The organism is Nodularia sp. UHCC 0506, from assembly GCF_034931045.1.
Lineage (GTDB): Bacteria > Cyanobacteriota > Cyanobacteriia > Cyanobacteriales > Nostocaceae > Nodularia.
In genome coordinates, this window is sequence record NZ_JAYGHH010000062.1 from 7,917 (window position 1) to 22,919 (window position 15,003).

Sequence of the window (15,003 nt, forward strand, 5' to 3'; positions counted from 1 at the left end):
ACAAACTGTATTTTATCAGCAATTTATTGGTAATCCTGATGGATTTTTTATTGCCTTATCCAATTTGAGCAGTGAACAACTCACAGGCAAAATTACAGTTCAAGTTAACTTTAATCTCAATCAGCAAATATATTCCCACATTATATTTGATTCCCTATCCTTTGACCTCGAACCCAACTTAAGAATTTATCGCCCCCTGAATCAATTAGAATTAATGTCGGGAAATACTCGCCTAGATTCAGAAGCAGAACAAACCTTAAATATAAGTGAAGAACCCCCCTTAAACATTCATCAACCGCAAATCAAATGGATAGACGGTAATACTCGCCTTGGTGGTAGAGTTGGTGAAACCATGCATTTAGTCCATGATGCCAGATCAAGAATTTACAAACCCAGACCATTATGGCAAAGTATGGAAGGTAATACACGCTTAGGAAATCAAGTTGGTGCATCCTTGCAAATTCCCACAGGGGCGGAAAATTCCCAATTAAAAATTTATCGTCGCCATCAAGAAACCAAAATTGGTAATACATTTATTGGGACTAAAATCGGTGCAACTATGCGGCTAGTTCCTAACTCCCAATGGTTAGAAAGAATTTATCAATTTAAATTATTTGATTCCCCAGTTAAAAAGAAAATAGAAATAGAAGCAATAGTGGAACTTACAGGAGTAGCAGAAACAGAAGGCGAGAAAATAGCCAGACTTTTAACATTAAGAATGCAATCTTGTACCTCCACCTTTAGACCCTTCATGCCCGATTTAGAATTTTCCGCCCAAGGACTGCGGAGGAAACACAAAGTCAGCTATCAGAGATTTATAGATAATCCCCAAGGCTTTTATGTTGTCTTATCCAATGTTAATGACTGCCCAGTGTCAGGCAAAATCACCATCAAACTCAACTTTAATCTCAATCAAAAACCTGTTTCCCAAGTCATTCTGGAACAAGACTTTCATTTGAGTCCCAGGTTGAATGTACTAGAACTTTGTCGCTTGAATAATCACGGAGGAGTAGAAGGTAACACAATCATTGGTAGAGTCACCCCGCAAATGCTCAGGGATGCCACAATGACAGAAGAAGCTTGGGTAGATTAAAAAGGCAGAAAGCAGAAGGCAGAAGTTCAGGAATTACAAATTAGGATAAATTAACCTTCTCCTTTCCCTATTTGCTTTTACGAATTACGTTCGCGTAGCGTTTCCGCAGGAAATATTAAAAATTACAAATTATTAATTTATGGCTGACTATATTTTAACCACAGGCGACATCGCCATGTTTAACCCCCCATTTGGACAAGCAATTGTCACCGTAATTCCTGGTAATATAGTGGGGTTTAGTAAAAACATGATTAACAAAAAAATGGTGTGTGTTGATGGCGATGAAAAAAGCGTCATCGTTCCTGGTTGTCCTTATATGACTCCATCGCATCCCATTCCCGGCGTAGGAATCCTTTCCATAGACTCCCTCGCCCCCAATCAAAAAGCCCTGAGAACCAAATGTAACGGGAAACCAGTCTTACTCAAAGGAAGTACATTTAAAGCCAAATTTCAAGTTGTCGTTCCCGCACAGCAACCCACACCCGGCGGACCTGTTCCCGATACCACACCCCAATATACTGGAACTGGGAGTTTCATCACTACTAACTTTCGCGTCAAAGGAACATAAATTAACTAATATCAGTTCTCTGTTAATTTCTTCGTGTACTTCGTGTCTTAGTGGTTAGTTTTCCTGTAATTTTGCGTCAAATTTTTTCTCAATTTATTGCTGGGACAAATAGAAAGTTTGATGACCAGTATTCATATCCACATTCGCCATTAAAAAAGTAGAGGCTAATATTATACGGAAATTCTACATTCAACACGAATTATTCCTCTTGGTTCATAAAACTAAACATATTCCTCTTAATTATCAACAATGGTTGAGTTAGAAGACAAAAATTTTTATACTCCTTACCTCAATCAACTTCTTCTCTTCTTACAACAATTAGATCAATTGTTGGAAAAAGCTATTACCAATGCTCGCTCAACCTATGGTGCTGAAGCATTAAATAGCTCCTATCGTGGAATGCACATTTCGGAGGAAGAGGTAGAAAGGTTATTAAGTAGTAAAACCGTAAAACCTGTATTACAGGAAAATAGTGATAATGTAGACAAATTACTTGCAGATGTGGCTTGGGACGGCTCCCCCATAGCTTGGCTACAGGCAAATTTTAATTTATCAAATTTCGATGTCAATATTATAGCGATCGCACTTGCCCCAGAACTAGACCGTCGCTATGAAAAACTTTACGCTTATCTCCAAGATGATGTACGCTGTAAACGCCCCACAGTCGATTTAGCTTTAAATTTACTGTGCAGTTCAGCCATAGAAAAACTCACCAAACGGGTTCATTTTAGTACTGATGCGCCTCTAATTCGTCATGGTTTGCTGCACCTTTACCCAGAATCTCATCAAACAAATCCTCCCCTACTAGCCCATAATATTCAACTCGATTCCCAAGTTATTCAAGTATTATTAGGAGAACCGGGAATTGACAGCAGACTTTTTGATTATTGTCAACTAATTTTGCCTAAATTTAATTTAGATGAATTGCCTTTAAAACCAGAAATTAAGCACAGTTTAATATCTATAATCACTATTAATTGGCAAGCAGGTAAACCCCTAAATTTATATTTTTCCGGTGAAGATAAAGCAGGAAAAACTCATACTGCTGAAGCGATCGCTCAATTATTGCGAGTACCTTTATTGATAGCAGAATTGGGGCGCATTGTGGAAGCTAAAGCCGAATTTACAACGAATATCAAATTATTATTCCGGGAAGCTTGGTTTAAAAATGCTTTGCTTTATATAGAAGATTTAGACATTTTGCAAATTAAAGAAAACACTATTTTATATGATAGCTTTGTCCAGCAGTTGCAATCATATCCTATAATTACCATTCTCTCTGGTGTTAAAGCTGGGGTAAATACGCACGTGATCACCATTCCTTTTGTCATGCCAAATTTTGAACAGCGTCGTTTTTACTGGCAAAATTACTTGCAAGGGGCAGATATTACCCTGGATAATATAGAATTGGATAGTCTGAGCGATCGCTTTCGTCTCACCTCTGCACAAATTGCTAATGCTGTCGCCACCGCTACTAATCAACTCGCCTGGAAAACTGCGGTATCAGAGTTTACTGAAAAAATAACATTAACTGATTTATTTACTGCGTGCAGAAGCTTATCAGGAAATGATTTAGCCAGCCTAGCTCGCCACATTCAACCCAAGTATACTTGGGAAGATATTGTATTACCAGATAATCAAAAGAATTTATTACGAGAAATTTGTAATCAAGTCAAGCATCAGCATTTAGTCTGGGAAAAGTGGGGTTTTGCCGCTAAATTATCACACGGTAAAGGACTAAATGTCATGTTTTCTGGAACCCCAGGAACAGGAAAAACAATGGCGGCGGAAATCATCGCCCAAGAATTACAACTAGATTTATATAAAATTGATTTATCCCAAATTGTGAGTAAATATATTGGGGAAACAGAAAAAAACTTGAATCAGATTTTTACTGCTGCGACTAGCGCTAATGCTATTCTGTTATTTGATGAAGCTGATGCTCTTTTTGGTAAGCGCAGTGAAGTGAAAGATGCCCATGATCGTTATGCTAACTTAGAAATTAGTTATTTATTGCAGAAAATGGAAGAGTATGAAGGCATAACCATTCTCACAACCAATCTTCGCATGAATATGGATGATGCTTTTGTGCGGCGACTGCGATTTATAATTGATTTCCCCTTTCCCAATGAAAAGCAAAGATACCAAATTTGGCAGAAAATATTTCCTGAAAATTTACCTTGTAGTCCTGATTTAAACTTAAATTTTCTCGCCCGTAATTTTGAATTAACAGGGGCAAATATTCGTAATATTGCTTTAGCTGCTGCTTTTCTGGCTGCTGATGATAGCAATGAAATTCAAATGTCTCACTTAATTCTAGCGGTACGTCGTGAATATCAAAAGATGGGTAAAATTCTCAAAGATAAAGAATTTGTCACTAATTTTACTTGACTAATTTTAAGCCTTCAAAGTGGGTGACGACGGTAATATATTTTTAGTGTTATCCAAACTTTTATAGCCGTCTAATCTACTGACATGGCAAGCTTAAAATGTTGCAATAAAAAATGTTCGTAGTTGCGCTTTAGCGCTATTTTACCTCCAAACTAATGCACTATTTTAGGCTTGTCAGTCCACTAGAGAATTTATTCACCCAATATTTTTTCTCTACTGCTGGGGTGATTTATGGTGATTCAATGGGAATTAAACCATTTTCTGGTACATAATCACGGTAACGTCCTTCATCGGCTAAGACTAAAACTAGACGCAGGGGATAATCTGGCGAAATTTGCAAATCAGCCCACGGTATGGCAATTTCTAAACAATCATTGAAAGCTGCTTGGGCGCGACTAAATCGGGGATGCCATTGATAATGTTCTCCAGCTTCCTGAAACTGGATCGATTGTGTGAGTAAATTAATTTCTAGATGGTGGTGGTAATGGTAATTAAGCGGCGCGATATCTGGTACATCTGCGATAGGAATGGGGCTATTGTGCATTGTCCTATCGGGATAGAACCACAATAAATTTAATTCTTCTGGTAAATCTTTTCCTGGGACAACACCAGTTTTAAAGTCCACTCGCACATAGAAATTTAGGTGATCTACCCCATACCAAAGTCGCTGAATCAAACTGCTATTGTGCATAGTTCCCCGCGCCCCACCGATTTCTATGCGTCCGGCTTTGTCCCAGTCCTGTTCATCACCTTTACCATCAATGGTTGGATGAATAAACCCTTCTGGCCTATGACTAGCTCGTGATTCATGAACCTCTAATGGTTGTCTGAGATAAGATGGTGCGGGTTCATTTAAGGCTTTGTAGATTCCTAACAGGTGTTCTCGAAATAGTTGGTCAAAAATGGCATCCTGATTGGAAGAATGTCCTTCACCAAACCACCAGAACCAATCGGAACCTTCGGCAGCATATAAAGCTTCCCATGCGGCTGGGTTGTGTTCTTCGGTGGCTTCGGGATGTTTGGCTAGTGTTTCTCTGGCGTGGGTGAGGTAGTCCCAGGCACGATTTTTGGCGGGATCTCCAATCCAGGTGGTGAAGCTACCATCTACCCAAGAACCACTATGCAGCTGTCCTCCAGGAATGGTTGCAGTGGCGGGAAATTGTTGGAGAAATTCGGAGACTGTGACGAGTTTGAGATGGGGTTCGTTGCTTAAAGTTTGATATAATGCTTCTAAAAAGGGTTTGCCATCTTGGGGATAATACTCCCAGCAATTTTCCCCATCTAAAGCAATGGTGACTAGCCAAGGTTGTTCGCTGTCGCTGTCTCTTTGCATTTTAGCGATCGCTTGTATATGTCCCACTAAGTCAGCTGCTGCTTGTTGTGGCGGCATTGCACCGTAAGTAAAGCCAATTAAATCTGATAATCTGTGGTCACGAAAGACAATTGCTAAATCCCCTGCGGGAGTTTCTAAGCGATAGGGTCTGTATAATAATTCTGGTTTCTCGACGTTCCCAGCCCCATCCCGATGAAAGAAGTGTTTTAAAGACCACCCCAAAACTGCTTCATCTGAGCAAATCCACTGAAAGCCTTGTTTAATAATATAGGGCAGAATTTCCGGGCTGACTGATTGTTCTGAAGGCCATAAACCCCGTGGTTCTTGCCCAAAACGCTCTGTATATAATTCCCAAGCTTTACGCAAATGCCGGGGAATGTCTTCTACCCACTGAAAACGCTGGTGAGGTAGTGTCATAGAAGGCACTGCTACTCGTCCAGAGTTAGTATCAGCTAGTAAGGGCAGAATTGGGTGAGTGTAGGGAGTGGTGGTAACTTCTAGTTGCCCTGCTGCTTGCATTTTCCGGTGTTGGGGGATAATGCGGCTAAGAATGTCTCTTTGTTTAGAATATATGCGCTGGCGATCGCTTAAAGTAAAGTTTCTACCTTGTTTCAACCAAGCAGCAATTTCCGGGTCATCCCAAAACAAAGGATCAATCCAGGCCAAATTATGCCAAGCCAGCAAATCACTATAATCTGGCAATTCCCAATTAGCCAAACACCAAGCTTGCCCTTTTTCCTGTCTTTGGTAATACAACTCGGCATAACGGGGATGGGGGTCAATCAGAGTATGGTGATTGGCATCAAAAAAGTGTTGGATAATAAATTCTCGTTGTGCCTGAGTTATTTGGGCATCAGGTGTCAAACTAGCTGTGAGATATGGGTCAAAAGCAGTCCCAGCAATATAGTCTTCCAGTTGTAATATTAGGGATGGTACTAAATTTACTGTCTGGTGTAACTTGGGATACTTTTCCAGCATTAATATTAAATCTAAATAATCCTTGGTTCCATGCAATCGTACCCAAGGTAGGCGGTAATGCTGACTAGTAGAAAGCGAAACGCCGCTGTTAGGGGACTTGTACAGCGGCTGGTGTTGATGCCAGATAAAAGCGATATGTAATGGATGAGACATAGTAAATAATCAGGAAATAGAAAACAAGGAATGGGGTATGGGGCATTGGTTATTCCCGTTTTCCCCATCACCCTAGCCACTAAGACAGCACGGCGGAATTAAACCTACCATTCCCAGTCAATGAACAGCCCAGAAGATAAGACTTTTGACTTTTAACTTCCGCCCTGCGGCATCTAGATTACTTGCTCAATCTCTGCGATTTCAGGAATAATTTCCTTGAGACGACGTTCAATACCCATTCTCAAGGTCATTGCAGAACTAGGACAAGAACCACAAGCACCTTGTAATCTCAGTTTCACAATTGGCCCATCAAGTTCTACAAGTTCCACGTTACCGCCATCAGACATCAAATAAGGGCGCATTTCATCTAAGACTGTTTCGACGTTTTCAATTGTCAATTCCATTGTGTCAGGCCTCTTTGGGTAGGAAAATTTTGATATTCAAAGTTAGTTAACTTAATTTTAGATATAATTGTCCCTATATTGTGTGTTGATTAAAGTTGAATAGCTCATAGTCATGTATTGATGACTCGCTAAGGAACACCTGCTGGTATATTAACAGGGCAAACATCAATAATTTCAATCAATATCATTAGCAGAAACTAAGACTGGTTGCTGATACAGAGGTACTGTGAATGTGACTGTTGAACCAAGTCCTTCACCGAGACTGTAAAAATGTACTTCACCTCCCATAGCCTCTATGAGTTTTTGGGAAATTGCCAGTCCTAACCCTGTGCCACCGTACTGCCGAGTCCGGGAACCATCCACCTGAGAGAATAATTGAAATAGTTTGTCTTGTTTATCCAGGGAAACACCAATCCCTGTATCGGCGACTCTTACCCTCACCATTCCGGGGAATTCCTGGTCTTGAAATTTCACCTTTTTTAAGACTAAATCAGCGCTGACGGTGATGCCCCCTTCTTGGGTGAATTTGATCGCATTATTCACCAAGTTGAGCATGACTTGTAGCAACCGTTGGAAATTACCTTGAACAATAATTTCATCAGAGGTGGGAAGTGTATCCATCCGCAAGCTGAGATTTCTTGATTCGGCTTGGGGACGCAGAAAATTTTCCACATCTTCAAATAGCTCATTTAGCTTGACTGGAGAGCAAACTAGCTCCATTTTGCCCGCTTCAATTTTGGCTATATCTAAGATATCGTTGATAATATTTAGTAAATGTATTGATAGATGATGGGCTTCTAAGATGAACTGATTTTGTTCTTCAGGATCATCTGCCATACCTTCTAAAATCAGTTTCAAAAATCCGATCATGCCGTTGAGGGGGGTGCGAATTTCATGGGATACATTAGCCAGAAATTCACTTTTGAGGCGAGAGGCTTCTTCGGCTTTTTGACGGGCTGCTTCTAGTTCTTTGTATAAAGTAGCATGAGCGATCGCTGTACCCAACTGATCGGCAAACTCTTTGGCTAGTTCTAGTTCTGTATCTGTCAACGGATGAAATTCATCTCGCAGACTGATGCCAATCAGTCCGTTGGCTTGGTCTTGATGGCTTGTAGCTATCACTAACATTTTGCTTTGGGGACACAAATTATACCCCGTTCCCCCCATGACGATGGGTTCTAGGGTTGTTAATGCCTGAGTAAAGGCTGGCTCAGAAGTTACATCCATTTCTAAGCCAAGCACCGAAGCTCGTTTTGGATGGTGATACTCTGCTATCACCCGGACTATAGAACTAGAAGGCTGGTAAGGGCAGATAATGCAGCGTTCTAGCCGTAGCGCTTTTCCCAAGCTGTCAACTGTTTGTTGCCAAATAACATCTAAATCCAATGTCCGTCGAATATTTCTGGTAATTTTATTTAGCAGTTTCTGGTATTGCTGCGTTCGTCCAGTGTGACGCACTAAACTCAAAGCCAATTCTACCTTTGTGAGTTCTGGTGGTTTTGACTTCACTTCTGGTTTGTTGAGTTTAGCTTGCAGTAACCGTCCCATTACTAAAACTGTAGTGGCACTAGTTCCTAATTGCGGCATCATCGGGGAAATTACCAACTCCAACTCAAACAATTTTTGGCCATAGCTAAACCAGCATTGAAACTTCTCCGGCACCAAACTATTTAAAATCCGATGCAACCGTTCCAAGTACGCAACATTGTCTACAGGAACAAAACCTTCGTCCTCATTGCACTGATGAACTATTTGCTGAGAATTTAACCCTATCAGTTCGCTACGCTGCCAATAAAATGTCATGTAGCGTCCTGCCCCATCTTGCGTGTACACCAACTCGGAACCGATATTTGGCAAGGAGCCATCGGTTTGATTTGTCGAGTAGTCTAAATTCTGGGGAAATATGTTAGGCAATTGGGAGTTAGCAATAATAGTCATTAATCGAGTTGGATAGACAAATGGCAACTCAAAGCAGTTCTGCTCAAGCTAGTAAAAATATTTGGCGTAAATTATTACAGCTTTGGCATCCTTGTATTAGGTATTTTGGCGTTTATTGAACCTAGATTGACAATCTTTACATTTTTTTCATGTTCTATTTACAGATTGTTTACGATTCAATCATTCCATTCACCCCGTGGTGGCACAGGTATGCGACGAGGGGTGCGTGTCAGTTCATCATCTCTGTGAATCTCGCCGCGCAACCATTGACGAATTGCCACTTCAATCACCTTACTGGGATCATTGGTTAAATGCTGAATTTGCTCTAGTAACTCCGAGTCCAGGCGGACAGCGATTTCTACCTTGTCGGCTTGTCTGTGTTCCGCTCCGGTAGCTTTCTCTTTCATATTCATAGGTTTCTATACTCAGAGATTGTTGCCTCTAAAGCTTTGTCGTGCGGTGATTATGTACCATTCGGATGAGTTTAATCACTACCGTTAAAGTGCAAATTTACTACACAATCAGATAGTTCCCCAAAATCCCACCAAAGTAACAGCACTTGGTATTAAATGGTAAATGTGATCAAATTCGCTAGACAACAGCTCCAGAGTTAGTGTGAGTAAATCAGTAGTTATAGGCAGTTACGCAGTGTAACAGTCTACGATACCTACATTATTTACTTATATATATTTATTGTACGCTCCTGGTTGGTCAATCCCATCATGTAAAATAGACTTTATATATATTTTTTAAAATCCCAAATCTAAAATTGGTGCAGTCGAGCAAAAACAGGGATGCCACAGAGAAAAAAACGGATTAATTCCCCCAGAACAGCTGCTTGGCTAAGAAAGCATTAAAATATATGAAGTAAATTTCTTGTTTAACTTTGGTTGCTGCTTCAGCAAAGATAGTATATGACTGATGTTCCCGCAGATCGCATTCGCAATTTTTGTATTATTGCTCACATTGACCACGGGAAATCTACCCTCGCTGATCGCTTACTGCAAGCCACTGGCACTGTAGATGAGCGCAAAATGAAGGAACAGTTCCTTGACAACATGGATCTTGAACGGGAGCGCGGCATTACAATTAAGCTGCAAGCTGCCCGGATGAATTACAAGGCCAAGGATGGTCAGGAGTATGTCTTAAATTTAATTGATACTCCGGGTCATGTGGATTTTTCTTATGAGGTGTCCCGCAGCCTTGTGGCTTGTGAAGGAGCGTTGTTAGTGGTAGATGCGTCTCAAGGTGTAGAGGCGCAAACTTTAGCTAATTTGTATTTAGCTTTAGAACATGACCTGGAAATTATTCCGGTTTTAAACAAAATCGATTTGCCTGGGGCAGAACCAGACCGGGTAATTAGCGAAATCGAAGAAATTATTGGTTTAGATTGTAGTGGTGCGATTCTGGCTTCTGCCAAAGAGGGCATTGGCATTAATGAAATTTTAGCAGCAGTTGTAGAGCGGATCACACCACCCAAAGATACCCTAGATGCACCCTTACGGGCATTGATTTTTGATAGCTATTACGACACCTACCGAGGTGTAATTGTCTATTTTAGGGTGATGGATGGCACAATTAAAAAAGGCGATCGCGTTTATTTGATGGCATCCGGCAAAGAATATGTCATTGACGAGTTAGGCGTACTTTCTCCCACAGAAATGCAAGTTGAAGAACTCCACGCTGGGGAAGTAGGCTATTTTGCCGCAGCTATTAAAGCTGTAGCCGATGCGCGAGTGGGAGACACAATCACCTTAACTAAAGCTAAAGCCTCAGAACCCTTACCGGGTTACACAGAAGCCAAACCAATGGTATTTTGTGGAATGTTCCCCATTGATGCTGACCAGTTTGAAGATTTACGGGAAGCTTTAGGAAAACTGGAACTCAATGATGCGGCGCTGAAATACGAACCAGAAACCTCTAGCGCTATGGGATTTGGCTTTCGTTGTGGGTTCTTGGGATTACTGCACATGGAAATTGTCCAGGAACGCTTAGAACGAGAGTATAACCTGGATTTAATTATTACAGCCCCTTCAGTAGTTTATCGGGTAATCACAATTGCGGGTGAAGAACTGTATATAGACAATCCCAGCCGCTTACCATCTCCCAATGAACGGCAAAAAATTGAGGAACCTTATGTCCAAGTAGAAATGATTACGCCGGAAACCTACGTTGGCAGTTTGATGGAATTGTCGCAAAATCGGCGGGGCGTTTTCAAAGATATGAAATATCTTGCCCAAGGACGTACTACTCTGACCTATGATTTACCTTTGGCGGAAGTTGTCACCGACTTTTTTGACCAAATGAAATCGCGATCGCGCGGTTACGCCAGCATGGAATATCATATCATTGGCTACCGTGAGAATCCCTTGGTGAAGCTGGATATCATGATTAACGGCGATCCCGTTGATTCCTTAGCGATGATTGTTCACCGAGATAAAGCCTATAACATGGGACGGTCAATGGCCGAAAAACTCAAAGAACTGATTCCGCGCCATCAATTTAAAGTCCCAATTCAAGCATCAATTGGTAGTAAAGTTATTGCCAGTGAACACATCCCAGCTTTGCGGAAAGACGTACTAGCGAAGTGCTACGGTGGCGACATCAGCCGGAAAAAGAAACTTTTGCAGAAACAAGCCAAAGGTAAAAAGCGAATGAAATCTGTAGGGACAGTGGATGTACCCCAGGAAGCTTTTATGGCAGTGCTGCGATTAGATCAAAGTTGATTGACCGCAAACCCCAGCAGAAACTTAATAGGGGTGGGTTCAGTGAAGTTATTTCTAGAAAAATGCCCATCTCTGTAAACCCGCCCCTACAAATCCATCATCCAATCTAACGATTTGTTACTTACGCAGTTAAAAAAAATTTCCACAGTACATCAAATTACTACCTACTTTCTGCGCTTGTTTGAGTGTAAACCAGACCTACATAACCTCTACAATTTTGTGTTAGCTTTCCTGGTGTTGTAGTTTGATTATGTCTAGTTAAATTTTGATTTGAGCGATTTTTAGCTCCCACTTTGTACTCCCTAATTTGCAGTAATATCTGTAAATTCCGCACAATTTGGTTTTCTTGCTGTTGTGACTGTGACATCACTGTATCTGTTTATATCAATTAAGCCGTCTATGCAACTTGGTCGGTAAATTTCAACTAACCATATTCCTTACAGTGTTTACCTTTGAAGTCAAGGTGAAAAAATTATTGATGTCATGAAATCAAAACCATACTAAAAAGCAGAAAGATTTTTCTCCTCTTTCTCTGGTTGTGTTATTTTGATTGATTATCTCTATCCAAGAATTGTAGTAAATATACTCACTACAATTGCCATTTTTGTATTTTTAGATATTTATAGGGTATTGGAGACTTTAGTAAATGAAGATACTGGTGCTGAGTTGGGAGTTTCCACCGAGGTTAGTTGGCGGAATTTCCCGTCATGTGGCGGAGTTATACCCGGAACTGGTAAATCTAGGACATGAAATTCACCTGATTACCTCAGAATTTGGTCAAGCATCGATGTATGAGGTGGTTGAAGGGATAAAAGTGCATCGAGTCTCAGTGTCCCATAGTAATGACTTTTTTCACTGGATAGTCAATTTAAACCAGAGTATGGGACATCACGGTGGAAAGTTGATTCTGGAGGAAGGCCCTTTTGATTTAATTCATGCTCATGATTGGCTAGTAGGAGATGCTGCGATCGCCTTAAAGCATAACTTTAAAATCCCCCTCATTGCTACCATCCACGCCACTGAATACGGGCGACACAACGGAATTCACACTGACATCCAAAATTATATTCATCGTAAAGAATATTTGCTCGCCTATAACGCTTGGCGAATTATCGTTTGTACAGACTATATGCGGCGAGAGATAGAACAAACGCTACACAGTCCTGGTAACAAAATCGATATTATTTATAACGGGATTCGACCAGAAAAAAAACAGCACGACGAAGGCTTTCATGCTCAAGATTTTCGCCGCCAATTTGCCGCAGACGATGAAAAAATTGTTTATTATGTTGGTCGCATGACTTATGAAAAAGGCGTATCTGTATTACTTAATGCTGCGCCTCAAGTGTTATCTTTAATGGCAGGTCATGTAAAATTTGTGATTATTGGTGGTGGAAACACTGACCAACTCCAGCAGCAAGCTTGGGCTTTGGGAATTTCACACAAATGTTACTTTACAGGATTCCTCTCTGATACATACTTAGATAAATTTCAAACTATTGCTGACTGTGCTGTATTTCCCAGTCTTTACGAACCCTTTGGTATTGTGGCGTTAGAAAGCTTTGCCTCTCGCGTTCCAGTGGTAGTATCAGATACAGGCGGATTTCCTGAAGTAGTGCAACATACAAAAACAGGCATTGTTACCCAGGTAAATAATCCTCATTCTCTCGCTTGGGGCATTTTAGAGGTTTTGCAACATCCTGGTTATCGCCAATGGCTGATTGATAATGCTTACAAAGATTTAGCGCAACGCTTCAACTGGACAAAATTAGCCAAGCAAACAGAAACAGTTTATCACCGCGTCGTACAAGAGCGATCGCAAGTTGTTTGGCATTAAAACTGACAATAAATGCGGAGATTTTGGTAACATAGCGGAGAGAATTAAAGATTACTCTAGATTATTTGGCGTAAAAAAACAGTACAATCCCTATACGCTGGAAATTTACCCCTTTCTGGTGCGAGAGTTAGCAATAATCGTGGTTTGCACCAGTAGCTTAGTATGACCAAGGTATTCCCAAGCATAGCAAAGTGGTTAAAGAATATAGGAACCTTATGGAAGAAGATGGGAGCCGAAATCATATCCCATCTCACAGCATTCCTGAAACCCAACTTCCAAGACAAGACTTTAGATTTACGTCATCCATTCACCAGTCCCTTAGCCGGCCCTGTGCATATTTTAGGTGGTGGCGGCCCCGACGTAGAGGAAGCAATTCAGTGGATGATTAATCAAGTTAGGGGATCTACTGACTACTCAACCAAAGTTAATGTAGTCGTCCTTCGTACTTACGGTAGCGATGATTACAATCGGTTAATTTATGATATGCAGGGAGTGAACTATGTAGAAACTCTCATCATTAGTAATCGCCAAGATGCCAACAAATCTGATATACTGGAAAAAGTCAGAAATGCTGGCGTAATTTTCTTTGCAGGCGGCGACCAATGTGAATATATCCGCAGTTGGAAAAACACCAAGCTAGAAACTGCCATTGAATCAGTTTATGCCAAAGGTGGAGGCATTGGCGGAACTAGCGCGGGTGCAATGATTCAAAGTGATTACGTCTACGACGCTTGCGCTTCCTCAGAAGAAGGTATCGAAACCAGAGAAGCCCTTGAAGACCCTTATCAAGACATTACTTTCACTTATAACTTTTTCCCCTGGAGTCATTTAAGGGGAACCATCATTGATACCCATTTTGACAGACGCAAAAGAATGGGACGAATTATGGCTTTTATTGCTCGTCAAATACAGGATGGCGTATCGAAAACTGCTTTAGGTATAGCCATTAGCGAAGAAACATCCGTTGTTGTGGATAAATACGGTATGGCGAAAGTCATGGGTAGAGGTGCAGCATATTTTGTCTTCGGAGACCATCTCCCAGAAGTCTGTCAACCCCGAACACCCCTGACCTTTCACGACTACAAAATTTGGCGAGTTCCCCGTGGCGATACTTTCAATTTAAGGAATCTACCAACCAGAGGTTATTATCTCCGCAGTGTCAAACGCGGGCGGTTTGATTCAGACCCCTATTAATTGGGATTTGGAAACCATTCTCCTAACCTCTTGTAGTGCGGGCATCTTGCCCGCTTTTAGATTCAATCTGCTGCAAACTTTGCCCGCTTTTAGATTCAATCTGCTGTAAACTTTGAACAGTAGAAATTACCTGTTGTGCTACTGTGTCTATTTCTTCAGCAGTATTAAACCGCCCAATTCCAAACCGCACCGCAGCATAAGCTAGTTTTTCCGAGTGTCCCAAAGCTGTTAGTACATGAGACGGTGCTGTGCTGGTTGAAGAACAAGCAGAACCAGAAGAAACTGCCATTATTGGCTGCAAACCTAACAATAAAGCCGCCCCATCTACTCCCTCAACACTGAGATTTAAATTTCCCGCTAGTCGCTGGGTAGGATGTCCATTCAGGTG

11 protein-coding genes and 1 pseudogene are annotated in these 15,003 nt (G+C 41.1%); 6 read left to right on the forward strand and 6 right to left on the reverse strand.

The features are described 5' to 3' along the window. From VB654_RS22780 to VB654_RS22790, 3 genes and pseudogenes are all read left to right on the forward strand, one after another. Window positions 1–1,093, forward strand: a pseudogene (locus VB654_RS22780) (phage tail protein); the annotation flags it as partial. A 139-nt stretch (window positions 1,094–1,232) separates the two neighbouring features. Further along, entirely contained in the window at window positions 1,233–1,661 is a 429-nt protein-coding gene (locus VB654_RS22785) for a hypothetical protein (protein WP_323216101.1), read from the forward strand. Between the two features lie 249 nt (window positions 1,662–1,910). Continuing rightward, the gene (locus tag VB654_RS22790; protein WP_323216102.1) at window positions 1,911–4,052 is read left to right on the forward strand and encodes an ATP-binding protein; all 2,142 of its coding nucleotides are present in this window, start codon (window positions 1,911–1,913) and stop codon (window positions 4,050–4,052) included. A gap of 229 nt (window positions 4,053–4,281) precedes the next feature. Here VB654_RS22790 and VB654_RS22795 read toward each other — a convergent pair whose 3' ends face one another. The 4 genes from VB654_RS22795 to VB654_RS22810 all read right to left on the reverse strand — a co-directional run bounded on the left by VB654_RS22795 (window position 4,282) and on the right by VB654_RS22810 (window position 9,271). Next, the gene (locus tag VB654_RS22795; protein WP_323216103.1) at window positions 4,282–6,516 is read right to left on the reverse strand and encodes a glycoside hydrolase; all 2,235 of its coding nucleotides are present in this window, start codon (window positions 6,514–6,516) and stop codon (window positions 4,282–4,284) included. A 173-nt stretch (window positions 6,517–6,689) separates the two neighbouring features. Further along, window positions 6,690–6,920: a NifU family protein gene (locus VB654_RS22800; protein ID WP_089089901.1), complete on the reverse strand. Its 231-nt coding sequence runs from the start codon at window positions 6,918–6,920 to the stop codon at window positions 6,690–6,692. A 174-nt stretch (window positions 6,921–7,094) separates the two neighbouring features. Beyond that, window positions 7,095–8,858 (reverse strand): sensor histidine kinase, encoded by a 1,764-nt coding sequence (locus tag VB654_RS22805; protein ID WP_323216105.1) that lies wholly within the window; start codon window positions 8,856–8,858, stop codon window positions 7,095–7,097. A 176-nt stretch (window positions 8,859–9,034) separates the two neighbouring features. Further along, window positions 9,035–9,271: a hypothetical protein gene (locus tag VB654_RS22810; protein ID WP_323216106.1), complete on the reverse strand. Its 237-nt coding sequence runs from the start codon at window positions 9,269–9,271 to the stop codon at window positions 9,035–9,037. A 501-nt stretch (window positions 9,272–9,772) separates the two neighbouring features. Here VB654_RS22810 and lepA point away from each other — a divergent pair. Then, complete coding sequence (gene lepA, locus VB654_RS22815; RefSeq protein WP_323216107.1) at window positions 9,773–11,584, forward strand: translation elongation factor 4; 1,812 nt, start codon at window positions 9,773–9,775, stop codon at window positions 11,582–11,584. A 160-nt stretch (window positions 11,585–11,744) separates the two neighbouring features. Here the strand turns inward: lepA and VB654_RS22820 are convergent, their stop codons facing one another. Then, on the reverse strand, window positions 11,745–11,951 hold the full coding sequence (locus VB654_RS22820) for a hypothetical protein (RefSeq protein WP_323216108.1): 207 nt from the start codon (window positions 11,949–11,951) through the stop codon (window positions 11,745–11,747). A gap of 279 nt (window positions 11,952–12,230) precedes the next feature. Between VB654_RS22820 and VB654_RS22825 the strand changes: the two genes are divergently transcribed. Both VB654_RS22825 and VB654_RS22830 read left to right on the forward strand, forming a co-directional pair. Beyond that, a complete protein-coding gene (locus VB654_RS22825; protein ID WP_323216109.1) occupies window positions 12,231–13,421 on the forward strand; it encodes a glycosyltransferase family 4 protein in 1,191 nt (396 codons plus the stop codon). A 162-nt stretch (window positions 13,422–13,583) separates the two neighbouring features. Beyond that, the gene (locus VB654_RS22830; RefSeq protein ID WP_323216110.1) at window positions 13,584–14,615 is read left to right on the forward strand and encodes a cyanophycinase; all 1,032 of its coding nucleotides are present in this window, start codon (window positions 13,584–13,586) and stop codon (window positions 14,613–14,615) included. Window positions 14,616–14,637: 22 nt separating this feature from the next. Here the strand turns inward: VB654_RS22830 and VB654_RS22835 are convergent. Next, window positions 14,638–15,003: aminotransferase class V-fold PLP-dependent enzyme (locus VB654_RS22835; protein ID WP_323216111.1), on the reverse strand; the 366-nt coding region annotated here is incomplete at its 5' end.

Excerpts from the sequence above, each read along its gene's own strand:
- VB654_RS22785 (WP_323216101.1), top strand. The coding sequence starts at position 1,233 with ATGGCTGACTATATTTTAACCACAGGCGACATCGCCATGTTTAACCCC.
- VB654_RS22790 (WP_323216102.1), top strand. The coding sequence starts at position 1,911 with ATGGTTGAGTTAGAAGACAAAAATTTTTATACTCCTTACCTCAATCAA.
- VB654_RS22795 (WP_323216103.1), bottom strand. The coding sequence starts at position 6,516 with ATGTCTCATCCATTACATATCGCTTTTATCTGGCATCAACACCAGCCG.
- VB654_RS22800 (WP_089089901.1), bottom strand. The coding sequence starts at position 6,920 with ATGGAATTGACAATTGAAAACGTCGAAACAGTCTTAGATGAAATGCGC.
- VB654_RS22805 (WP_323216105.1), bottom strand. The coding sequence starts at position 8,858 with ATGACTATTATTGCTAACTCCCAATTGCCTAACATATTTCCCCAGAAT.
- VB654_RS22810 (WP_323216106.1), bottom strand. The coding sequence starts at position 9,271 with ATGAATATGAAAGAGAAAGCTACCGGAGCGGAACACAGACAAGCCGAC.
- lepA (WP_323216107.1), top strand. The coding sequence starts at position 9,773 with ATGACTGATGTTCCCGCAGATCGCATTCGCAATTTTTGTATTATTGCT.
- VB654_RS22820 (WP_323216108.1), bottom strand. The coding sequence starts at position 11,951 with ATGTCACAGTCACAACAGCAAGAAAACCAAATTGTGCGGAATTTACAG.
- VB654_RS22825 (WP_323216109.1), top strand. The coding sequence starts at position 12,231 with ATGAAGATACTGGTGCTGAGTTGGGAGTTTCCACCGAGGTTAGTTGGC.
- VB654_RS22830 (WP_323216110.1), top strand. The coding sequence starts at position 13,584 with ATGACCAAGGTATTCCCAAGCATAGCAAAGTGGTTAAAGAATATAGGA.